Here is a 22643-nt window from a genome sequence, read left to right as displayed (position 1 = left end):
AGTTGACCGCATGTCGTCGAATACTGCCCCGGCCCGTATCGCTATTATTATGGGTTCTAAAAGTGACTGGGCTACGATGCAGTATGCTGCAGAAATCCTTAATGAACTGAATGTTGATCACCACGTGGAAGTGGTTTCCGCGCACCGTACGCCGGACAAATTATTCAGTTTTGCTGAGAATGCCCGTCAACAGGGTTTTCATGTGATCATCGCCGGAGCCGGTGGCGCGGCCCATTTACCGGGCATGCTGGCGGCAAAAACCCTGCTGCCGGTGCTGGGTGTCCCTGTTCAGAGTGCCGCTCTGAGCGGTGTTGACAGCCTGTACTCTATTGTCCAGATGCCACGCGGTATTCCGGTCGGCACCCTGGCGATTGGGAAAGCCGGTGCAGCAAACGCCGCCCTGCTGGCCGCCCAGATTCTGGCGGTTAACGATCCGTCGCTGGCACAACGTCTGTCAGACTGGCGCACGGCACAAAGTGAAGCTGTACTGAACAATCCGGACCCGCGGGAGGATGCATGAAGTCAGTTTGCGTACTGGGTAACGGTCAACTGGGACGCATGCTGCGTCAGGCCGGCGAACCGCTGGGGATCGCGGTTTATCCGGTCGGCACCGATGCCGAGCCGGAAGCACTGCCCATCCGTCAGAGTGTGATCACCGCAGAGATAGAACGCTGGCCGGAAACGGCCCTGACCCGTGAACTGGCGAACCACCCGGCCTTTGTTAACCGGGATATTTTTCCGCGCCTTGCTGATCGCCTGACCCAGAAGCAATTACTCGACCAGTTGGGACTGGCAACCGCTCCCTGGCAGTTACTGAGCAATGCGCAACAGTGGCCGGAAATTTATAACCGGGTGGGTGAGCTGGCTATCGTTAAACGCCGTACCGGCGGTTATGATGGCCGCGGACAATGGCGTTTGCGTCAGCCCGAATGCCTGAGCTTACCCGCAGACTGCTATGGCGAATGTATCGTTGAGCAGGGCATTAATTTTTCCGGCGAAGTCTCACTGGTCGGAGCCCGTGGCCGCGATGGCAGTACCGTATTTTATCCCCTGACGCACAACCTGCACCACAACGGTATTCTGCTGACCAGCGTCGCTTTACCAGTACCGGACGCCGCACAGCAGCGTCAGGCAGAAGCTATGCTTACGGCGATTATGCAGGAACTGGAGTATGTCGGTGTTATCGCGATGGAGTGTTTCGTGACGCCGGAAGGCTTGCTGATCAATGAACTGGCACCTCGCGTACACAACAGTGGTCACTGGACACAAAACGGAGCATCGGTCAGCCAGTTTGAGCTGCATCTGCGAGCCATCCTCGGATTACCTCTGCCTTCACCGGTGGTCTTTGCCCCTTCAGTGATGGTGAATATCATCGGTTGTGCACTGAATCAGCAATGGCTGGAGCATGCGCTGGTACATCTGCACTGGTACGAAAAAGAGGTGCGTCCGGGACGGAAACTGGGCCACCTGAATCTTACGGACAGTGACCGGACGCGCCTTATATCAGCGCTGCGGGCTCTGGTTCCTCAGTTACCCGATGAATATGCGGCCGCCATCGACTGGGCGACCGAAAAATTGTAACTGCCTGCCGGTACGGGAAATTCATGTTTCCCGTATCTCCTGCCGGACACGCGTTTTCCCGCCCGTGATTGGTGCCGTAGCCACCTTATATGCAATACTGCAGCTATTCCGGCTGGTATCTGATACCAGCTATCTGCCATTAACGTGTGAGCCTATGCAAAAAAATATCTTAATTACCGGCTGTTCAAGCGGCATCGGGGCTGTGGCTGCCGGGGATTTGCTGAGTCGTGGTTATCGGGTGCTTGCTGCCTGCCGTAAACCGGAAGATGTCAGCCGTATGAACCAGCTGGGATACACCGGGATACTGCTTGATCTCGATGATCCGCAAAGTGTCGGGGCCGCGGCCAGTGAGATCACGGAACTGTGCAACGGAACATTACACGGACTGTTCAATAATGCCGGGTTCGGGGTCTATGGCCCGCTGAGCACCCTCTCCCGCCGCCAGCTGGAACAACAGTTCGCGACCAATTTCTTTGGCGTCCATCAGCTGACCATGCTACTGCTGCCCGCCTTACAGGCCAGCGGCCAGGGACGGATCATTAATACCAGTTCCGTGATGGGGCTGATTTCCACCCCGGGCCGTGGTGCATATGCCGCCAGCAAATATGCGCTGGAAGCCTGGTCTGATGCCCTGCGAATGGAAATGAAGCACAGCGGTATCCGTGTCAGTCTGATCGAGCCGGGCCCGATCTCCACCCGCTTTACCGGCAATGTATTGCAGGGAGAAGCAGACCGTCCGGTAACAAATCCCGGTATTGCCGCCCGTTTTACCCTCCCGCCCCGGGCGATACTGCCTAAATTACGTCATGCGCTGGAGAGCCGTTATCCGCGCCAGCGTTATCCGGTCACCGTAGTAACCCATGTAATGTCACTGGCACGGCGTTTATTACCGGGGGTTATCCTGGACCGAATTTTAAGCACTCATTCAGCACCGGACAAATAGCCGCTTGAACCCGCGCCGTCTGTCCCCATATCTGACGGATAACGGTTATACTTTTTCAGACGAAGGAACATAGCTTATGTCACCCCAGCCCCCGATTATTGATGTTAATGAATCCAATCTGCAGCAGGTACTTGAGCAGTCAATGCAGGTACCGGTACTGTTTTATTTCTGGTCACCCCGCAGCCAGCAGTGTCAGGAGCTGACACCGGTACTGGAGAAACTGGCTGCTGAGCACCATGGGCAATTTCTGCTGGCGAAACTGGATTGTGATGAACAGCAAATGGTCGCCTCACAGTTCGGATTACGGGCCATTCCGACCGTCTATCTGTTTAAAGATGGTCAGCCGCTGGATGGTTTCCAGGGGCCGCAGCCGGAAGACGCGGTACGGGCGTTGCTGGAAAAAGTGCTGCCACGGGAAGACGAAATAAAAGTACAGCAGGCGCAGGCATTACTGGAAGAAGATAAACCACTGGACGCACTACCGCTGTTAAAAGATGCCTGGCAACTCAGCCAGTACGCCAGTGAAACCGGCTTTTTACTGGCCGAAACGCTGATCCGTCTCAACCGGGGTGATGAAGCTGAAGAAGTTTTAAAACACGTCCCACTGCAGGATCAGGACACCCGTTATCAGGGACTGATGGCACAGATCGATCTGCTGCGTCAGGCCGCTGATACCCCGGAAATTCAGCAACTGCAGACAGATCTTGAGGCTGACCGGACCAATACCGCTATTGCCGCTAAACTGGCAATCCAGTTTCATCAGGTCGGACGTAATGAAGAAGCACTGGAATTATTGTTTGGTTTTCTGAAAACCGACCTCGCTGCCGGACAAGGCGAGTTGCGTAAAACGTTCCAGGAGATTCTTGCAGCGCTGGGAACCGGTGATGCGCTGGCCGGTAAATACCGCCGTCAGTTATATTCCCTGCTGTACTAACCGCCTCAGGGCGCGGAGTGACCTCTGCCGGTACAGCCGGACAGGCTGTCGATAATCGGGCACTCCGCGCCATCATCTCCCGGACAACGTTCTGCCAGTGCGAGTAACCGCTGGCGCATTCCCTCAAGCTCCGCCATTTGCCGGTCAATATCACTGACTTTACGTAACGTCCTGGCTTTAATATCTGCACTGTGCCGGTGCGGATCGTTAAACAACCCCACCAGCTCACGACACTCCTGCAGGCTGAATCCGACCAGACGAGCCTGGCGCAATAATGTCAGTTCTTCAACATGGTGATCCGTATAGCTGCGGTAACCGTTCGCGCTGCGCCGGGGCGGCGTCATAATCCCCTTTTCCTCATAGAACCGAATCGCCTTACTGGATAAGCCGGTTTTTCTGGCGACATCACTGATGTTCATATTATTTCTCCGTTGCTTTACAGGCTCGGCTGCGACAGGTTCTGACAGAGATCCGGTTAAACATATCGTTTTTATTGACCTTTACCTTACAGGAAGGTTTACACTTTTAGCACTGAGACTGACTTATGATGACCTGATAAAGGAGATTTACTTATGTCTGAGACTCTGACTTTTCAGCTGGATGGCCTGTCCTGTGGCCACTGTGTTAAACGTGTCAAAGAAGTACTGGAACAGCGCAGTGATGTTACCACTGCCGAGGTGACCCTGGAACAGGTGGTCGTCACAGGAACAGCCTCTGCCAGCGAGTTAATCCGCGACATTGAACAGGCCGGTTACCATGCCAGTCAGCAACCGGGTAACCGCGACCCAAAGCCTGAACCGCTGACAGCAACTGACCCCGTGCCGGACGGGCTGGCAGCGGAAAAAAAACGTCCGGCCTCCCCGGATGAAGATAACCCACAGACGGTTCAGCTACTGATTGACGGAATGAGTTGTGCCAGCTGTGTCAGCCGGGTGGAGAAAGCACTGAACCAGGTCGCTCATGTCCGTCAGGCACGGGTTAATCTGGCCGACCGCAGTGCGCTGGTCAGCGGGCCTGCCGATCCGCAGGCACTGCTGAAGGCAGTGAGTGACGCCGGTTACCAGGGGATAGTGATCAGCGATGACAACCAGCGTCGCGAACAACAACAACAAATTTCACGTCAGCATTTTATTCGCTATAGCTGGCAGTCTGCTGTTGCGCTACTGACGGGGATCCCGGTGATGATTTGGGGCATGAGCAGCGGAAATATGATGCTCACCGCAGATAACCGGCTGACATGGCAGCTTATCGGTCTGCTGACCCTGCTGGTAATGATTATCGCCGGCGGCCATTTTTATCGCAGTGCATGGAAAAGCCTGAGTAACCGCAGCGCCACTATGGATACTCTGGTAGCCCTGGGAACGGCTGTGGCATGGGCCTATTCAGCCACAGTCGTACTGTTCCCTGATAGTTTCCCGGAACCTGCCCGTCATCTTTATTTTGAAGCCAGCACCATGATTATTGGCCTGATTAACCTCGGTCATGCCCTGGAACAACGCGCCAGACAGCACTCTTCACAGGCGCTGGAGAAACTGCTTGACCTGACCCCGCCGCAAGCCACGGTCCTGAAAGATGACGGGGATGTGTCGTTGCCGGTCAGCCAGATTCAGCCGGGTATGCGACTGCGGTTACGGGCCGGGGATCGTGTTCCGGTGGATGGAATTATTGATGCCGGTCAGGGACTGATTGATGAATCGATGCTGACGGGTGAAGCCTGGCCACAGCAAAAAACCACCGATGATAAGGTCAGTGCCGGAACCCTGGTCTGCGATGGCACCCTGAGTTTTCGGGCTACTGCCACCGGACAAAATACCGCCCTGGCGCGGATTATCTCGCTGGTCAGAAATGCCCAAAGCAGTAAACCGAAGATCGGTCAGCTGGCCGACAGAATTTCATCCGTCTTTGTACCTGTAGTGATCCTTATCGCCCTGTTTAGCGGACTGGTATGGTATCTGGCCGGCCCGGCACCACAATTTGCCTACAGTATGGTGGTCATCACCACGGTGCTGATTATCGCCTGTCCCTGTGCTCTGGGGCTGGCCACCCCGATGTCGATCATTGCCGGAGTCGGCCGGGCCGCAGAGGCAGGGATCCTGGTCAAAGATGCCGATGCCCTGCAACAAGCCAGCAGTGCAGATACGGTGGTATTTGATAAAACAGGTACACTGACCACCGGTCAGCCTGCAGTGACTTTGATCACCACATTTAACGGGTTTTCTGAACAACAGATCCTCGGTTATGCCGCAGGTCTGGAAGAACACTCAGCACATCCGCTGGCGACAGCCATAAAAAACCGGGCAGCCGGCACTGAATTTCAGCCAGTCAGCCAGTTAACCACCCTTGCCGGGAAAGGACTGTCAGCAGCCAGTGGCAGCCACCCGTTGTTGCTGGGTAATCAGCGTCTGCTGACCGAAGCAGCCGTGGATATTACTGCGGCCGAAAACAGCCTGAAGAACGCCGGACAGCAGGGAGAAACGCCGGTATTACTGGCTATAGACGGACAACTGGCGGCGGTGATCGCGGTAAGTGATCCGCTGCGCCCGGAAGCAGCTGGCGTGATCAGTCTGCTGAAAAAACGTGGCTATAAGGTTGTGATGCTGACCGGTGACCGGCAAAAAACCGCACAGGTGATTGCCGATCGGGCGGGCATCAGCGAGGTGATTGCCGAGGTACTGCCGGAAGAAAAAGCATTAGCTATAAAAACCTTACAGCAGGCTGGCCACCGTGTTGCCATGGTCGGTGACGGGATTAATGATGCCCCGGCCCTGGCCTGTGCCGATACCAGTATTGCTATCGGAGGCGGCAGCGACATTGCCATCGAAACAGCGAGCATGGCACTGATGCGTAAGGATTTACAGGCGGTGGCTGACGGGCTGATGATTTCTGTCGCCACCCTGAGAAATATGAAACAGAACCTGGCTGGTGCTTTCGTCTACAACTGCCTGGGGATCCCTGTCGCCGCCGGAGTGCTCTACCCACTGACCGGTACCTTACTGAACCCGGTAATCGCCGGGGCCGCGATGGCATTATCCTCTGTCACTGTGGTGACAAATGCTAACCGCTTGTTACGTTACCGTTTACCTCAGCAGAATAAGCTGTCCCTGAACGGAGGAAATGACTAGCATAGTATTATCGAATGTAATTACAGGATCTCCGGTCATGGTGACACTGTGGAAAGCGCTGCAAAAACTACGGCAGATACTTATGCCGGTCAGTTACTCCTGGCCGGCCACAGATCTGCAGGTCAATCACTGCCGGATCCATCTGGTGGGCAGCATTCATATGGGAACCCGTAATATGTCCCCGCTACCCGCGCCACTGCTAAACCAGTTGCGTACCGCTGATGCGCTGATCGTTGAAGCGGATATACTGTCCGCGCCTTCTCCCCTGAATCCCCCCGGAGAGCGGGCGGGACTCACTGAACGCTTTACTGCTGCACTGACCGCTGAACTGGAGAAACGCTGTGCAGAATATAATATTCCGCGAGCGACTATCGAACATTTACCGGCCTGGCAGATTGCCCTGATCCTGCAAAGTCGTCAGGCTGAACGGCTGGGATTGCGACCAGAATACGGTATTGATTACCAGCTGCTACAGGCGGCTAAGACCATAAATAAACCGGTGATCGAGCTGGAAGGGGCTGAAACCCAGTTAGCCTTGCTGACCCGTTTACCCGATGATGGCCTTGCCTTACTCAGTGATTCATTACAACACTGGCATACCAATGCCCGACTGTTACAGACCATGATCAGCTGGTGGGTCGAAGGGCCGCCCCGCAAAAAAACCGCAGCCACACTGCTGCCTTCCACCTTCAGTAATCCGTTAAATGACACGCTGATCAGGCAACGTAATCTGGCATGGAAACAGCAGCTCAGTCAGCTGGATGCCGGTCGCTATCTGGTGGCGGTAGGTGCTCTGCATCTTTATGGTGATGATAACCTCCCCGCCATGTTGGTACAGTAAGCTCCGCCGGCCCCTGTTTTCGGCTTTACCTGGTAAAAAAGGACTCGTTATGACCCCCGCTATCAATCTGCTGGAAAAGCAGAAGATTAAATTTCTTATCCACCACTATGACCATGACAGTAATGAAACCAGTTTTGGGGATGAAGTGGTGCGTAAACTGCAACTCAATCCTTCGCAGGTCTATAAAACACTGCTGGTGAGCCTGAACGGTGAGAGTAAAAATCTCGCGGTAGCGGTTACTCCGGTGTCGGGACAACTGGATTTGAAAAAAGTCGCCAAAGCTCTGTCAGCAAAAAAAGCGGATATGGCCGATCCACAACTCGCACAGCGGGTAACCGGTTATCTGGTCGGGGGGATCAGCCCGCTGGGTCAGAAAAAACGGCTGCCGACCGTGATTGATCAGAGTGCCTCACAACAGGCGGAAATATATATTTCCGGCGGTAAGCGCGGTCTGGACATTTCACTGGCACCGGCGGATCTGGCCGCGTTACTGACCGCATCCTTTGCAGATATTGCCCGTCACGATTAATCTTTCTGTTGACATAACTGGTCAATCATCCAGTAGCCGGCAGGTCCCGGCGGATGGCGGGTTGACCAGATCACATCCATACGGCTTTCCTGCTGCCAGCCTGCCAGGTGCAGCTCCTGCAATACACCACGTCCGAACTGCCGAACCATCCAGCAGGGCAAAGTACTCCAGCCAAAGCCCTGTTCTGCCATATCCAGTAGTAACAGATAAGAAGATGCAGACCATGACTGCCCCTCCGCTTTATTTTCCGCAGGACGGATCCAGGTATTCAGCCGTAACTGGCGTACCTGTTTCAGCCTCGGGCCGGTTAATGACGTCTCCGCCGCGAGCGGGTGTTGATGGTGTATATAAATGCCCATTTTTACCAGTACCTGCAAGCGTCGTGCCTCCAGTTCCGGGGACAGCGCAGGTTGCTCACGGACAACACCAAGATGCGCACGACCGATCTGTAATAAATCCAGCACATCGTCGTCTTCCGCGACCATACATTCGAACTCAATATCCTGAAAACGGTCCGCAAAACGGTGCAGTAATACCTCATGGTGATCTGCCGGCCAGACATCTGAAATAGCCAGGGTCAGCCGCGGTTCTATACCCCGTGACAGCCGGATAGCCAGGTCATCCAGTCTGCGGCTGGCAGCCAAAATATCTTTTACCCGGGCAAGGGCCCGTAAGCCTTCTTCCGTCAGTACCGGTTGCCGCCCGCTACGCTCGAATAATAAGAACCCCATATCATCTTCCAGCCGGGCCACTGCTGCGCTGATGGTTGACTGGCTTTTTCCTAAGTAGCGGGCCGCCGCAGAGAACGACCCGCTGGATACCGTCTGGACAAAGGCTTCGAGTGACTCCGGTGAATAACGCATATTCTGACCTATCGGTTTTTACGATACTTAGTCATTTTACCCTTTTTGTACATCCTGTGAAAATATGCGTTACATCTTTGCGGAGTGAATAAAAATGCGTACCCGTTCAGCGACTGAGCGTTTATTACATACCATTAATTATGAATTTTTTGCCTTACTGATTACCATCCCCGGCGCAGCATGGATTATGAATAAACCTGTTACCGGGATCGGCATGACGGCTATCGTTTTGTCCCTGTCAGCGATGGTCTGGAACCTGATTTTTAATATCTTTTTTGACCGGTTTTATCCGCCACAGAATCCGCGCAGCCCCGCGGTACGTATAGTACAGGCGGTCGGTTTTGAAGGCGGTTTTGTGGTATTTGCGGTTCCGGTCACCGCAATGATGCTGAGTCTGGACCTGCTGTCTGCGCTGATGCTGGATATTGGCTTTCTGTTGTTCTATCTGCCTTATACTTATCTGTTTAACTGGTGCTGGGATAAACTGATAAACGCAATTCTGGTGCGTCGCAGTAACCGCTGATGCAGAGCGGGCCAGCAATGCCTGCTCCGGGGAAAGCTGATATCAGCTTTCCCCGGAGCAGGAAAAACGGGTAACTTTGCTGCGGGCAACACAGAAAATAGTTTTATGGCCGCCGGTTTTCTGTTTATCAGCTGAATTAATGATTGTATAAATCTGCCGCTTTATTCATAAATCAAAAAAAATATCATCAATCTCTCATCTTTCGCAGGCGCTGTTTGTCCTTACGCCTGATTTTCGTTAGTCTGCTTTCCGCCACGCTATTTGTTATTCATTGTTAATGCTGAAAAATTAACTATTTTGTATAAAGAAGCGTAATTTTCCACCTGATTATGGTTTTTTTTGCTATTTTTGATAAATAACCCTTTTTTATTTTATCGATTGATTTGCCCCATCGTCCGCGGCCGGAGCAGGGATTGCCAGGCCATTAAGGAGAGACAATGCACCATTCCACCCCTTTGATCACCACTATTGTTGGCGCACTGGTGCTGGCTTTTTTGCTCGGCATGCTGGCTAATAAGCTCCGTTTTTCTCCGCTGGTCGGTTATTTACTGGCAGGCGTGCTGGCGGGTCCCTTTACCCCCGGGTTTGTTGCCGACACAAACCTGGCCCCGGAGCTGGCAGAACTGGGCGTCATTTTGCTGATGTTCGGCGTCGGGTTACATTTCTCTCTTAAAGACCTGATGTCGGTAAAGGGTATCGCCATCCCCGGAGCTATTGCGCAGATTATTGTCGCTACTTTACTGGGGATGGGACTATCTTACGCCCTCGGCTGGAGCCTGATGACCGGGCTGGTCTTCGGGCTTTGCTTATCTACGGCCAGTACCGTTGTACTGTTGCGGGCGCTGGAAGAACGTCAGCTGGTTGACAGCCAGCGCGGACGTATTGCCATCGGCTGGCTGATAGTCGAAGACCTGGTGATGGTGTTAACTCTGGTGCTGTTACCGGCTATCGCAGGCATGATGGAACAGGGGAATGCCAGCGTCAGCCTGCTGTTATGGGATCTGATGATCACCATCGGCAAAGTCGTGGCCTTTATGGTGATTATGATCGTCTTTGGCCGCCGCGCAGTCCCGTGGATTCTGGCAAAAAGTGCCGCGACCGGGTCACGGGAACTATTTACCCTCGCGGTACTGGCTCTGGCCCTGGGCATCGCTTTCGGTGCCGTCGAATTTTTTGATGTCTCCTTTGCGCTGGGTGCATTCTTTGCCGGAATGGTCCTTAATGAGTCTGAACTCAGCCACCGGGCGGCCCATGATACGTTGCCGCTGCGGGATGCCTTCGCGGTGCTGTTCTTTGTCTCGGTCGGCATGTTGTTTGACCCGCATATCCTGATAGAAAGGCCGTTGGCGGTACTGGGTGCCCTGGCAATTATTCTGTTCGGGAAATCCGTGGCTGCCTGGCTGCTGGTCACCTGGCTCGGCCATACCCGGCGTACCGCGATGACAATCTCTGTCAGCCTGGCGCAGATTGGTGAGTTTGCATTTATCCTCGCCGGACTGGGGGTATCGCTCGGACTACTGAACGACGATGGGCGTAACCTGGTACTGGCAGCAGCCATCATGTCGATTATGATCAACCCGGTGATGTTCTCGCTGGCCGAACGCTATCTGATGAAAACAGAACAGCAGGTCGATCCGGCCCAGCCGGTCTCTGAAGAAGAAGAGCCTATGGTGCCGCTGGAAATCTGCGACCATGCGGTTATCGTAGGGTACGGACGTGTCGGCAGCCTTCTGTGCCAGAAATTACAGAATCTGCGCATTCCGGTGGTGGTCATAGAAACAACCAGGGCTCGCGTCGAGGTAGTTCGTGAACAGGGAGTTCCCGCAGTCTCGGGGAATGCGGCCCGCAGTGAAATTATGGATGTGGCCCGCCTTGACTGTGCCCGCTGGCTATTGCTGACCATTCCGAATGGTTACGAGTCCGGAGAGATTATTGCGGCAGCACGGGAAAAACGGCCGGATATTGCCATTATTGCCCGTGCCCATTATGACGATGAGGTGACCTACATTCTGGAACACGGCGCAAACCGCGTGATTATGGGCGAGCGGGAAATTGCCAATAGCATGCTGGATATTCTGGAAACGGATATCGAACAGCAACCGTTAAGAGAATGTGCTATCTGATACCCTGCCCGTCAGCCCGCGGTATGGGCTGACGGGCAGATACTGATCAGCGGTCCCAGTAAGCTTCTTCCAGGCTGTCTTCACGTTCCGGTAAACCACGGCTCAGGCGTGGTGAGTGTTGGTTAAGTACCTGATAGCTGACCCGGTTTGCATATTTGCAGACCTGAGCCAGAGAAGAATAGGTCAGATACTGCTGCACATGTTTACTTGAGTTCGGGACTTTCTGACGGTGATAGTTATTTGCCGAAATATCATGTAATACCGCCGCCAGAGCACCATCCCCTGCTCCGTTAGTATTCATTATTTTTTCAGGACCGCCCATATAAGGCGCAATATGTGAATATATCTTTGCCGGCTGCCGGCAGTCCTGACGACGCATCCCACGGCTGAATTCGTACTGGTTAAACTCCGGAATTGCTCCCGGAAGTAATGGCAGATTAGTTTTTCGCCGGGTTTCCTGTTCGGTAAAGCCGGCCATATACAGCCCCGCGGGGCCGGCGGTACAGAGTACCAAATCAACCCATTCCAGTGCTTTATCCGCCGCCAGCAAAGGATCTGATTCTCCGGTCAGTTCACAGGCTTCATCTTCATTCATTGCCACAATCGAAATATGATCACGCAGAAAATCACGCCAGAATTGCGGGTTATCGGCAATCACGTGGCGTGTCCCCAGGGTCAGAACCACCGGCACCTGATGCTTTTTCGCATATTCAATCGCTTTCATGGTGGCCTGAGGCATAGGTTCACCCTCTTTTGCCCGTACCAGGTAGGATGTCAGCACCAGTACTGAGGCATCTGCAATCACCTGTTCAGTGATGCTTTCCGGTTGCAGCTGATTCATATCCCCCGGGCTGATGGCAAAGGTACGCTCGCCATGTTCACCAATCAGGGTGTAGCACCGGCCGATAGAGCCACAGACACCCTGCAGATAGTTTAAATCGACTTTGCTGGAGGTATTACACAGATAACGGTAAGCGTAATCACCGATCCTGATATTGTTACACATCACCCCCAGCAGTACTGAACGATCATCAGACAACACCGAGTAGTTATGCAGTGTATTACCGATAGTACCACCGGCAAACTGATGACTGATCAGCTGTCCGTTAAACAGTTCCTGATAAAGCGCTTCAGCCACATCATTTTCGATCACCAGCGAGTGTCCGCGGCTTAGCCCGTACCGTTCGATAAAGCTGTCATCAACCTTAGCCTCGATATCCACCATAATCTGGTCAATACCTACCACCGGGGATGTGGTTTCTGAATCGGCCGGTGCGGCCTGTAATAACGGGTCTCTGGCACTGACCGGGAAATAATGTTTAGACTTACGCTGACCGGGAAATTTCATGTTTTTCTGTTAATCGCAGGAATAAAGCGCGAATACTAGCATAATCCCGGCGATTAACGGATATTTCATCGGTACTGGCTGACCAGTTGCAACATCATGTCGATATGCAAATCATCATCATTCAGTGCCGGAATATATTCAAATTTCTCGCCGCCGGCATGCAGAAAGAATTCACGGTTCTGTTCATTAATTTCCTCCAGCGTTTCCAGGCAGTCGGCTGAAAATCCGGGGCTCATCACCTGAATATGACGGATCCCTTTACCGGGTAAAGACTTCACCGTTTCATCCGTATAAGGCATCAGCCATGGCTCGCGACCAAAACGCGACTGGTAAGTCATCATCAGTTGCTGTTCTGATAACCCCAGAGCGTCACGCAGCTGACGGGCCGTATCCTCACAGCGTTGCGGATAATCATCGCCCTGGTCCGCAAAGCGCTGCGGTATACCATGGAAGGAAAGCAGCAGTACATCCGGCTGACCGTGCAGAGCAAATGACCGCTCCACCGAGGCTTTCAGGGCCGCGATATAACCGGGGTGGGTCGCATAATCACGGATAAACTGAATATCCGGCATGCTGCGGCGCGGCAGGAAAATCCGGTACAGGGCATCCCAGACCGCTGAAACCGTTGAGGAAGAAAATTGCGGATAGAGCGGCAATACAATCAGCCGTGTCACACCCTGCTCCAGCAACTGTTCTACAGCACTGGTCAGCGAGGGATTACCGTAACTCATGCCGAGGGCAACCGGCATATCGGTTTTTGCTGCCAGAGCATCGCGCTGACGTTTGCTGTATACCATCAGCGGTGAACCTTCCTCCATCCAGACAGAGGCATACAGTTTTGCCACCCTCGGTGAACGTAACGGCAGAATGGCACCATTTAATACAGGCCACCAGATGAGCCGCGGTACATCAACTACCCGCTTATCACTGAGAAATTGCTTCAGGTAACGTTTTACTGCAGATGGCGTTGGTGCATCAGGCGTGCCTAAATTAACCAGCAGTACGCCCGGCTTATCTTGCCTCATAGTAATTCCTTGATAATAGGCTGATACAGTGAAGGGGATATTGTAGCGGATCCTGGCGAAGGGAAAAGCAATTGCTGCTATCGTTAAGATTGCGAACCGGCAGATCCGGCCCGCACAGGGATTACCCGAGGATAGTTGCCAGCTGGTTACTGACTTCAGATACCGGACGGGTACCGTCAATTTTCTGGTAGCGGGTACGACCTTCTGCTGCTTCTTTGCTGTAATAAGCAATCAGCGGCGCGGTCATCTGATGGTATTCCACCAGCCGTTGACGGACAGTTTCTTCCTGATCGTCTTTCCGGGTTGTCAGTGCTTCACCGGTCACGTCATCTATCCCTTCCTGTTTCGGCGGATTGTAGCTGACATGATAAACGCGTCCGGAAGGGGCATGTACGCGGCGACCGATAATACGGTCAACGATGATATCGTCAGGTACCGCAAATTCCAGCACCACATCGACAGCAATACCGGCCTCTTTCATCGCATCTGCCTGCGGGATAGTACGGGGAAAGCCATCCAGCAGAAAACCTGCTTTGCAATCGTCCTGCGCAATACGCTGTTTAACCAGTGCAATCACCAGTTCATCTGTTACCAGCTTGCCAGCATCCATAATGGCTTTGGCCTGTAGCCCCAGCTCCGTGCCCGCTTTGACTGCCGCACGTAACATATCACCGGTAGAAATCTGCGGAATAGCGTATTTCTCCATAATGAACTGAGCCTGAGTTCCTTTACCTGCACCCGGAGCACCGAGCAAAATAATACGCATTGCGTAATACCTCTTGCGAATCGCGTTTAATAAACTTTCAGAAGGGCAAAAACATACCATTATGTCCGGTTCTCCACAAGGACAGGAGCGGCTGTCAGCCTGCTAAACAAGGGGAACTGTACAGAAAGACGGCTTGTTATGCGTAACATCCGACGGGATACAGATCTCCCTCCATCTCTGCGGCTTTATACCTGCTCACCACGAACACAGAAAGACGTCAAAAAAAAGCGCACCCGGTATAAGGGTGCGCTATCTGACTGCCGTTATCTGAATAATGGCCTGAAGAGGCGAATTATCCCAGCAGCAACTGGTTCATACGACGAATAAACTGGTTAGGATCATCCAGTGACCCGCGTTCAGCGAACAGGGCCTGATCCAGCAGTAATTCAGTCCAGTCAGCAAAACGGGCATCATCAGTGGTCTCTGCCGCCTGTTTCACCAGCGGATGGTCCGGATTAATTTCAAAGATATATTTAACTTCCGGTGCATCCTGGCCTGCAGCTGCAAACAGCTTCGCCATCTGGGTACTCATTTCATCGGCATCAGTCACCACAATCGCCGGGGTATCCGTCAGACGGTGGGTCAGGCGCACGTCTTTCACCCGGTCACCGAGCAGCGTTTTCACACGTTCAACAAAAGGTTCCAGTGCTTTTTCACTTTCTTTCTGCTGGTCGGTTTCTTCGTCGGCCAGTTTATCCAGTGAATCATCGGCTTTGCTGACCGACTGGAAAGATTTACCATCAAACTCCGTCAGATAGCTCATCATCCACTCATCGATGCGATCAGACAGCAACAGCACCTCGATGCCTTTTTTGCGGAACAATTCCAGATGCGGACTGTTTTTCGCAGCAGCGTAACTATCAGCAGTGATGTAATAGATTTTCTCCTGACCGTCCGCCATCCGGCTGATGTAGTCTTCCAGAGTCACTGTCTGTTCTGAACTGTCGTTATGGGTCGATGCAAAGCGCAACAGTTTAGCAATTGCCGGCAGATTCGATGAATCTTCGGCCGGACCTTCTTTCAGTGCCAGACCAAACGCTTTCCAGAATTGCAGGTATTTGGCGGCATCATCTTTGGCCAGTTTTTCCAGCATCTGCAGGGTACGTTTGGTCAGAGCACTGCGCAGGCTCTGGGTAACACGGCTGTCTTGCAGAATTTCACGGGATACGTTCAGCGGCAGATCGTTTGAATCTATCAGACCGCGGACAAAACGCAGGTAGTTCGGCATAAACTGTTCTGCATCGTCCATGATAAATACACGCTGAACATACAGTTTCAGTCCGTGTTTATGATCACGGTTCCACATATCCCATGGCGCCTGGGCCGGGATATACAGCAGACTGGTATATTCCTGTTTACCTTCAACGCGGTTATGGCTCCAGATCAGCGGATCGGTGAAGTCATGGGCAATATGTTTATAGAAGTCGTTATACTCTTCGTCAGTAATATCTGACTTATTACGGGTCCACAAAGCCTGAGCTTTATTCACCTTCTCCCAGTGGGTTGTATCGTTCTCTTCATCTTTGGTTTCTATCTCAACCGGTAACGCGATATGGTCAGAATATTTGCTGACAATATTACGCACCCGCCAGCTGTCGAGGAACTCGTCTTCACCTTCACGCAAGTGCAGGGTAATTTCGGTACCACGATCCGCTTTCTCGATATCGGCCAGGGTGTACTCACCTTCACCGGCAGACTCCCAGAACACACCGTCTTCTTTAGGTGCACCTGCCGCCCGGGTACGGACAGTCACTTTATCGGCAACGATAAATGCCGAGTAGAAGCCCACCCCGAACTGACCAATCAGCTGGCTGTCTTTTACCTGATCAGAGCCCATTGACTCAAGGAAAGCACGGGTACCTGATTTAGCAATGGTCCCCAGGTTGTCAATAACTTCCTCACGGCTCATACCGATACCGTTATCACTCAGAGTCAGAGTGCGCTTTTCTTTGTCTGTTGAGATACGGACCCGTAAATCACCGTCCCCCTCATACAGGCCGGCGTCAGACAGGGCACGGAAACGAAGCTTATCTGCCGCATCAGAGGCGTTAGAAATAAGCTCGCGCAAAAAGATCTCTTTGTTTGAGTAGAGCGAATGGATCATCAGCTGCAAAAGTTGTTTTACTTCTGACTGAAAACCACGAGTCTCTTGTCCTTTCATTGTCATTGATACCTCAAAAATCAGGATTAACTAATGTCTGGATGTTAGATGGGGATGATATGCAGAATTTCAAGCTGATGTTCAACAGGAACATCAGCAAGCGATTAATATTTGAACTTTTGCCGTCCGGCAAGAGAATGTGACAGGGTCGTACCGTCAACCATTTCCAGTTCACCGCCGACAGGGACACCGTGAGCAATGCGGCTGGCTTCCACCGAATACTGACGACAAAGTTCGGCAATATAATTGGCGGTAGCTTCACCTTCAATGGTCGGGTTGGTCGCCAGAATCACCTCAGTAATGGCTTCGTTCTGCAACCGTTGTTCCAGCAGATCGAGCCCGATATCACCGGGCCCGATACCGTCTAATGGCGACAAATGCCCCATCAGGACAAAATAGCGTCCGGAAAACTGGCCGGTCTGCTCCACAGCATGGATATCCGCCGGGCTTTCCACCACACAGATGACTCCATTTTGCTGACGCCGTGGATTAGTGCAAATAGTACACATCTCCTGCTCGGTAAATGTCCGGCAGTGAGCACAGTGACCAATTTCCGACATCGCGCGGGTCAGCGCCTGCGCCAGACGCATCCCGCCGCTACGATCTCGCTGTAACAGGTGAAAAGCCATTCTCTGCGCTGACTTAGGCCCGACACCGGGCAGACAACGCAGGGATTCCATCAGGGATTCCAGCAGCGGGCTTGTCTGCATCAGAATGGCATCTTAAAGCCGGGAGGCAGTTGCATACCGGAAGATACCGACGCCATTTTTTCTTTCTGGGTCTCTTCAATCCGGCGCGCTGCATCATTAAATGCCGCAGCAACCAGGTCTTCCAGCATATCTTTGTCATCTTCCAGCAGGCTTGGATCAATTTCTACACGGCGGCAGTTGTGTGCACCATTGATGGTGACTTTTACCAGACCAGCGCCGGACTCTCCGGTCACTTCCAGTGCAGCGATCTCTTCCTGAACCTGAGACATTTTGTCCTGCATTTGCTGGGCTTGCTTCATTAAGTTGCCCAGACCACCTTTACCAAACATAGTTCTCTCTCTCTGCTTAGGCCACAGCCATCCTGATGATGACCTGCAGCATGATTACACGGGCCGGATGCTTTCCTCATCCAGATCCGCATCGAATAACGTCTGCAATGTCCTGATATAAGGATCATTGACCATCGACTGGCGCGCCTGCGTCAGCTTTTCTTCATAAATCGCCTGCCGCCATTCCAGTGGCGTCAGTACTGCCGGATTATCATCGGTCTCGATAGTCAGTTCAACCGTTTCACCTGCCGCGGCAGATAAAACCTCCGCCAGTACCTTACGGGCTGAAGGCGAATTCAGGTGACTTTGGGACGAACGCAGATGAAGAGACACGGCATTACCCTGCTGTTGCTTCCAGGCATTCAGCGCCAGTTGCTGAACCAGTTTCGGCAGTGTCAGGCTGGCAATTTCTGCGGCCCATGCATCACGCTGTTGTGCTTCATCCGCCAGTCTGGCAGCCAGTTCCGGTGTTTTTTCATGTTCCAGTGCGCTGCGTAATGCTTTCGGCGTCGCCACCGGCTGAGTACTCTCTGTCTCCGGTTGCCGGGTCGTCCAGCGGTAACTTTCTTTTTTCTCCGGCTGACTGCCCGCGGAAGTTTTGGCTGACCGGGCCTGGCGTCCCTGCCCGGTCACTGCGGCCAGTCGCTGCAGTGCACTCTGCGCCGGCTGCGCGTCAGGCACCGCCGGCTCAGTCTTTTTTGCGCCGGAGGCCCCCCTGCGCAATAGCTCGGTACGGGCCTGTAATAGCTGGCTGGTGGTATCTGCTTTCGCCGGTGTTTTCTCCGGTGCTTTCTCCGGTTCCGTACTCTGTTGCGGCCGGCTGCCGGTCACAGAGGCCACCGGGGAAGCGGCCGCGGGTGCTGATACGGCGACAGGCGCCGCTGTCTGAGGCCCCCTGAACGGCTCAGCGCTGCGAGGTTCAGTCACCGCCAGCGGATGAAAAGCCAGCGCACGCAGCAGTGTCATTTCCACCCCCATACGACGGTCCGGGGCCAGTGGCAGATCTTTCCTGCCCATCAGCAATGTCTGATAATAAAGCTGTACTTCTTCCGGCGGTAATTTTCTCGCCAGTTCACGCAGTTGCTGTTCACTGGCAACAAACTCTTCATTCAGTGTGCCCGGTAACAGTTGCAGCATTGCGATGCAATGTAACAAACGCAGCATTTCTACCAGCAGCACTTCCCACTCTACACCTCGGCTGGCCGCTTGTTGCAGCTGCTCCATCATCGCCTCAGCCTCGCCGCTGGCCAGAGCTTCAATTAAGGCCAGTGGCTGACTGCTGTCCAGTGCCCCCAGCATCGCAGCAACAGTATCGGTGGTCACAGCACCCTGCCCCATGGCAATCGCCTGATCCGTAAGACTCAGGCCATCACGCAGACTGCCATCAGCTGCACGCGCCAGTAACTGCAATGCCCTGGCCTCTGCGGGGATCTGTTCCTGGCTGAGAATATGGGTCAGCTGCTGACTGATTTGTTCCACATCCAGTGCTTTCAGGTGAAACTGCAGGCAGCGGGAGAGAATGGTCACCGGTAATTTTTGCGGATCAGTGGTGGCTAACAGGAATTTGACATGCTCCGGCGGCTCTTCCAGCGTTTTCAGTAACGCATTAAAGCTATGCCGCGACAGCATATGTACTTCATCGATCAGATAAACTTTGAAACGTCCGCGGGCCGGTGCATATTGCACATTATCCAGCAGATCCCGGGTATCTTCGACTTTAGTCCGGGAAGCCGCATCGATCTCAATCAGATCAACGAACCGCCCCTGTTCAATCTCACGGCAGTTTTCACACTGACCACAGGGTGTGGCAGTAATGCCCTGCTCACAATTCAGCCCTTTGGCCAGCAGCCGGGCAATGGTGGTTTTTCCCACGCCGCGGGTACCGGAAAAAAGATAAGCGTGGTGGAGTCTGCCCAATGACAAACCATTGGCCAGCGCGGTCAAAACATGCTGTTGGCCGACAACATCAGCAAAAACCTGAGGCCGCCACTTTCGCGCAAGAACCTGATAACTCATGGAATTTTAGTCACTGGATAGGGTTAACACATCATGCAGCACCCCAATCTGGCGCCACTGCATCTCGAATCTATAGCGGCGGATAACGGGACATTCCGGCCCCGTTATTGCGCTGCCTAGTGTATCAGCCACCCGGCCCATTGCCTATAAGTTTAGGTCACAGGCAGATACGGGGAACAGGTAACTCAGTGGCCGGGAAAGTTAACCACGCTGAAGCAGTTAATACCCATCGCTTCCAGACGGGACTCCCCTTCGAGGTCAAATAAATTAATCACGAAAGCCGCATCATGTACCTCAGCCCCGGCACGACGGATCAGTTTTACAGTCGCTTCAATGGTACCACCGGTCGCCAGCAAATCATCGACAACCAGTACCACATCGCCTGGTTTCACTGCATCGGTATGCATTTCAAGCACATCCGTACCGTATTCAAGAGTGAATTCTTCACGGTAGGTTTCACGGGGTAATTTGCCGGGTTTACGTACCGGAACAAAACCTACACCCAGCCCTAAAGCCACCGGAGCACCAAACAAAAAACCACGGGCTTCGGTACCCACAACTTTAGTAATACCTTTGCCACGATAACGCTCAACCAGCAGATCAATGGTCGCTGAATAGGCTTTTACATCTTCCAGCAGTCCGGTAACATCACGGAAAAGGATCCCTGGTTTCGGATAGTCGGGAACACTTTTAATGCTGTTTTTAATCGATTCAAGCTGTTGCTCAGTTACGCTCATAATGGTACGCCTGGTGAATTCTCAGTAACGCGCAGACCCGACCGGTCCGCTAAAATAAGCTGGCCGGTAACGTTATATTCGGGGGGACTGCACACGAAAACGGACAAATCTAAGCAAACTGCAAAACAATTGCAACCTCAGACACCCGACTTGTGCTTTTTTATACTGCCTTTCAGCACCCGGGGACGTCTGATTACAATAATCACTCCCTGTCTGATAAGCAATCGCTCTGTGCGGGAAGGCCTCCCGGGAAATAACTGCGACAGTGTCAGTGACCGGCAGTTATCATTGCTGCGCCAGTCATTTTGCTAACAGGTCATCCCGGACATAAATAAAGAACATGAAGAAAGAAAAAGTTATCACCCAGTTTAGGCGCTTATTAGCACAGTTACAGCAGCAGGCGGAGCTGGCAGGTAATCCTGTTTGCCGGGAAAAACGTTTTGACCCCCTGTTATTTGCTGATCGCGGCCACCGATTACTGGACTATATTCAGCAAATTCGCTGCCATCTGCTGGCCCTGCAAGCAATGTCTGATAGTGAGTCGCCCCCTTTTCAATGGTTATCACAACGGATGGTTGATCAGTGCCAGGCCATGCAACGGGAACTCAGTAGTCTGGACAGTCGTCAGCCCGCGCCCGCGACCAGCGCCAGCTATTGGTTTGATAAATATCAGCAACAACGTGGCTATGAAGCACGCCTGTGCGAGATGATAGAACAACAGGAACAGCAACTGAATACCGCCGATACCCTGCAACAACAGCAGCTTATTGCAGAACATATCTCTGTCCTTGAGCAGCGTCTGGCCCGCTGTCGTCACGCTTTACGTGAGAGCCACTGGCAGGCATCCCTGCGTAATTAACTCCTCCCGATATTGAAATGCATCAGCCTGACTGGCTATAGTTGGTCACTGTTCTCAGGGGCTGCCCGCAAGGTGTCTGTGACCCGGTTTCCGGAAAGGCCATGGTTAACCATCAGACACCGCCTTGCCTGTATTTTTCCTTAATTCCGGCAGGGGTAACAATGACCGGCAATATCAATTAACCCCGGTTGATCGCACATACCGGTAAATCACTTTTTTACATAACAGGTTAACTTTATGTCGCTGGAATCTGCACCTGAAGAGGTCAAACTTGCTGTTGATTTAATTATGCTTTTGGAACAAAACCAGGTACCGGCACAGGTGGTGCTAAGTGCCCTGGAAATTGTCAAAAAGGATTATATCGCCAGGCGGGATAATGAAGAACAGAAAGCGACACCAGCGGGATAAAACAACTGGTGTCATCGGCTTATTTCTGTAGCGCCGGACTAAAACGAAGCATATCAATAAAAGCTTCGACCAGCTCTGGCGCATCCTTTTCTAAGTCGAAACTCGCCGGTGTAAATAACCAGTTTTCCATCAGTCCGCTGATATAGCTGCGCATAATAATTGCGGTCTGGCGGGTGTTGAGTTTTTCGGGAAGCTGACCTGCGGATACACATTTACGTAATGAAGCTTCGATCTTTGGGTAACATTCCAATAACACGGTTTGCTGTATTTTTTGGAATGTTTCCATTTCCCCGACAAACTCGCATTTATGGAATATAATTTCCATCAATGCTCTCCGTGAATGATCTTTCACCGTAGATTGTAACAGTGTGACAAGTAAAGCTTTCATCTGTGCAAGAGGATCATCCGGGTACTGTTTCTGATATTCCAGTTCCAGTTCATCCAGATGCTCATCACATTGCAGCCAGATCTCATTAAGGATGTCGATTTTATTTTTGAAGTGCCAGTAAATCGCCCCGCGTGTTACCCCCGCCCGGGTTGCAATATCTGACAGGGAGGTAGAAGACACCCCGTGTGTGGAAAAGCAGTGGAGCGCAGCATCAAGAATTTGATTTCGGGTTTCCAGCGCCTGTTCTTTAGTTTTTCGTGCCATAGAAAGTTTGTCTTTATAGGATCAGGGGTTATATACCCTGCCAGAGGGCAATATAAGGATTTACATACATTCATGTATATATGTACTATAACATGGTTTGTATAATTACACAGCTACAGACCGCTATACTTCAGGGCTGTGGCTCGATCAATTCCGGATACTTAGAGGTTTAT

Annotated in this window: 22 protein-coding genes; 11 read left to right on the top strand and 11 right to left on the bottom strand. The window is 52.6% G+C overall.

Annotated elements, in window-relative coordinates; translation table 11 throughout:
• Positions 1-10 precede the first annotated feature (10 nt).
• The 4 genes from purE (at position 11) to JK198_RS00290 (ending at position 3458) form a co-directional block, all read left to right on the top strand.
• Positions 11-520, top strand: coding sequence for a 5-(carboxyamino)imidazole ribonucleotide mutase (gene purE, locus JK198_RS00305; protein ID WP_212709032.1), 510 nt, complete (start codon positions 11-13; stop codon positions 518-520).
• Positions 517-1581: a 5-(carboxyamino)imidazole ribonucleotide synthase gene (gene purK, locus JK198_RS00300; protein WP_212709861.1), complete on the top strand. Its 1065-nt coding sequence runs from the start codon at positions 517-519 to the stop codon at positions 1579-1581. The genes purE and purK overlap by 4 nt, the downstream gene beginning before the upstream one ends.
• A 154-nt stretch (positions 1582-1735) precedes the next feature.
• Positions 1736-2524: an SDR family oxidoreductase gene (locus JK198_RS00295; protein WP_212709034.1), complete on the top strand. Its 789-nt coding sequence runs from the start codon at positions 1736-1738 to the stop codon at positions 2522-2524.
• A gap of 76 nt (positions 2525-2600) precedes the next feature.
• The gene (locus JK198_RS00290; RefSeq protein WP_212709860.1) at positions 2601-3458 is read left to right on the top strand and encodes a co-chaperone YbbN; all 858 of its coding nucleotides are present in this window, start codon (positions 2601-2603) and stop codon (positions 3456-3458) included.
• Positions 3459-3463: 5 nt separating this feature from the next.
• Here the strand turns inward: JK198_RS00290 and cueR are convergent, their stop codons facing one another.
• On the bottom strand, positions 3464-3877 hold the full coding sequence (gene cueR / locus JK198_RS00285) for a Cu(I)-responsive transcriptional regulator (RefSeq protein WP_212709036.1): 414 nt from the start codon (positions 3875-3877) through the stop codon (positions 3464-3466).
• A 153-nt stretch (positions 3878-4030) separates the two neighbouring features.
• On the opposite strand from cueR, the gene JK198_RS00280 reads away from it, so the two are divergent.
• From JK198_RS00280 to ybaK, 3 genes are read left to right on the top strand one after another with little or no spacing between them, the layout of a single operon-like run.
• Positions 4031-6580: a copper-translocating P-type ATPase gene (locus tag JK198_RS00280; protein ID WP_212709859.1), complete on the top strand. Its 2550-nt coding sequence runs from the start codon at positions 4031-4033 to the stop codon at positions 6578-6580.
• A 37-nt stretch (positions 6581-6617) separates the two neighbouring features.
• The gene (locus JK198_RS00275; RefSeq protein ID WP_212709925.1) at positions 6618-7421 is read left to right on the top strand and encodes a TraB/GumN family protein; all 804 of its coding nucleotides are present in this window, start codon (positions 6618-6620) and stop codon (positions 7419-7421) included.
• Positions 7422-7470: 49 nt separating this feature from the next.
• On the top strand, positions 7471-7950 hold the full coding sequence (gene ybaK, locus JK198_RS00270; protein ID WP_212709038.1) for a Cys-tRNA(Pro)/Cys-tRNA(Cys) deacylase YbaK: 480 nt from the start codon (positions 7471-7473) through the stop codon (positions 7948-7950).
• On the opposite strand, the gene JK198_RS00265 is transcribed toward ybaK, so the two are convergent.
• Positions 7947-8813 carry a LysR family transcriptional regulator gene (locus JK198_RS00265; protein ID WP_212709858.1) on the bottom strand — a complete coding sequence of 289 codons (867 nt, stop codon included), beginning with the start codon at positions 8811-8813 and terminating at the stop codon, positions 7947-7949. The genes ybaK and JK198_RS00265 overlap by 4 nt on opposite strands.
• Before the next feature lie 94 nt (positions 8814-8907).
• Between JK198_RS00265 and JK198_RS00260 the strand changes: the two genes are divergently transcribed.
• Positions 8908-9336 (top strand): PACE efflux transporter, encoded by a 429-nt coding sequence (locus tag JK198_RS00260; protein WP_212709040.1) that lies wholly within the window; start codon positions 8908-8910, stop codon positions 9334-9336.
• Positions 9337-9773: 437 nt separating this feature from the next.
• Complete coding sequence (ybaL, locus tag JK198_RS00255) at positions 9774-11459, top strand: YbaL family putative K(+) efflux transporter (protein ID WP_212709041.1); 1686 nt, start codon at positions 9774-9776, stop codon at positions 11457-11459.
• Positions 11460-11505: 46 nt separating this feature from the next.
• Here ybaL and JK198_RS00250 read toward each other — a convergent pair whose 3' ends face one another.
• The 8 genes from JK198_RS00250 to apt all read right to left on the bottom strand — a co-directional run bounded on the left by JK198_RS00250 (position 11506) and on the right by apt (position 20551).
• On the bottom strand, positions 11506-12807 hold the full coding sequence (locus JK198_RS00250) for an inosine/guanosine kinase (protein ID WP_212709857.1): 1302 nt from the start codon (positions 12805-12807) through the stop codon (positions 11506-11508).
• Between the two features lie 65 nt (positions 12808-12872).
• A complete protein-coding gene (hemH, locus tag JK198_RS00245; RefSeq protein WP_212709043.1) occupies positions 12873-13832 on the bottom strand; it encodes a ferrochelatase in 960 nt (319 codons plus the stop codon).
• Between the two features lie 121 nt (positions 13833-13953).
• Entirely contained in the window at positions 13954-14598 is a 645-nt protein-coding gene (adk, locus tag JK198_RS00240) for an adenylate kinase (RefSeq protein WP_212709044.1), read from the bottom strand.
• 292 nt (positions 14599-14890) lie between these two features.
• Complete coding sequence (gene htpG, locus JK198_RS00235) at positions 14891-16765, bottom strand: molecular chaperone HtpG (RefSeq protein ID WP_249212906.1); 1875 nt, start codon at positions 16763-16765, stop codon at positions 14891-14893.
• 98 nt (positions 16766-16863) lie between these two features.
• Positions 16864-17469, bottom strand: coding sequence for a recombination mediator RecR (gene recR / locus JK198_RS00230; RefSeq protein WP_212707968.1), 606 nt, complete (start codon positions 17467-17469; stop codon positions 16864-16866).
• Positions 17469-17798: a YbaB/EbfC family nucleoid-associated protein gene (locus JK198_RS00225; protein ID WP_048911719.1), complete on the bottom strand. Its 330-nt coding sequence runs from the start codon at positions 17796-17798 to the stop codon at positions 17469-17471. Before JK198_RS00225 ends, recR begins: the two co-directional genes overlap by 1 nt.
• A gap of 54 nt (positions 17799-17852) precedes the next feature.
• Entirely contained in the window at positions 17853-19814 is a 1962-nt protein-coding gene (dnaX, locus tag JK198_RS00220; protein ID WP_212707967.1) for a DNA polymerase III subunit gamma/tau, read from the bottom strand.
• A gap of 185 nt (positions 19815-19999) precedes the next feature.
• Positions 20000-20551, bottom strand: coding sequence for an adenine phosphoribosyltransferase (apt, locus tag JK198_RS00215; RefSeq protein WP_212707966.1), 552 nt, complete (start codon positions 20549-20551; stop codon positions 20000-20002).
• A gap of 340 nt (positions 20552-20891) precedes the next feature.
• On the opposite strand from apt, the gene priC reads away from it, so the two are divergent.
• Positions 20892-21410 (top strand): primosomal replication protein PriC, encoded by a 519-nt coding sequence (gene priC / locus JK198_RS00210; RefSeq protein WP_212707965.1) that lies wholly within the window; start codon positions 20892-20894, stop codon positions 21408-21410.
• Between the two features lie 237 nt (positions 21411-21647).
• Entirely contained in the window at positions 21648-21818 is a 171-nt protein-coding gene (rsmS, locus tag JK198_RS00205) for a pleiotropic regulatory protein RsmS (protein WP_212707964.1), read from the top strand.
• A gap of 19 nt (positions 21819-21837) precedes the next feature.
• Here the strand turns inward: rsmS and acrR are convergent, their stop codons facing one another.
• Entirely contained in the window at positions 21838-22470 is a 633-nt protein-coding gene (acrR, locus tag JK198_RS00200; RefSeq protein ID WP_212707963.1) for a multidrug efflux transporter transcriptional repressor AcrR, read from the bottom strand.
• Positions 22471-22643 lie beyond the last annotated feature (173 nt).

Origin of the sequence: Tatumella sp. JGM91 (genome assembly GCF_018257575.1) — a bacterium.
Classification (GTDB): Bacteria; Pseudomonadota; Gammaproteobacteria; order Enterobacterales; family Enterobacteriaceae; genus Tatumella; species Tatumella punctata.
The sequence above is the reverse complement of the archived record's forward strand: the minus strand, read 5'-3'. Positions and strand labels throughout refer to the sequence as shown.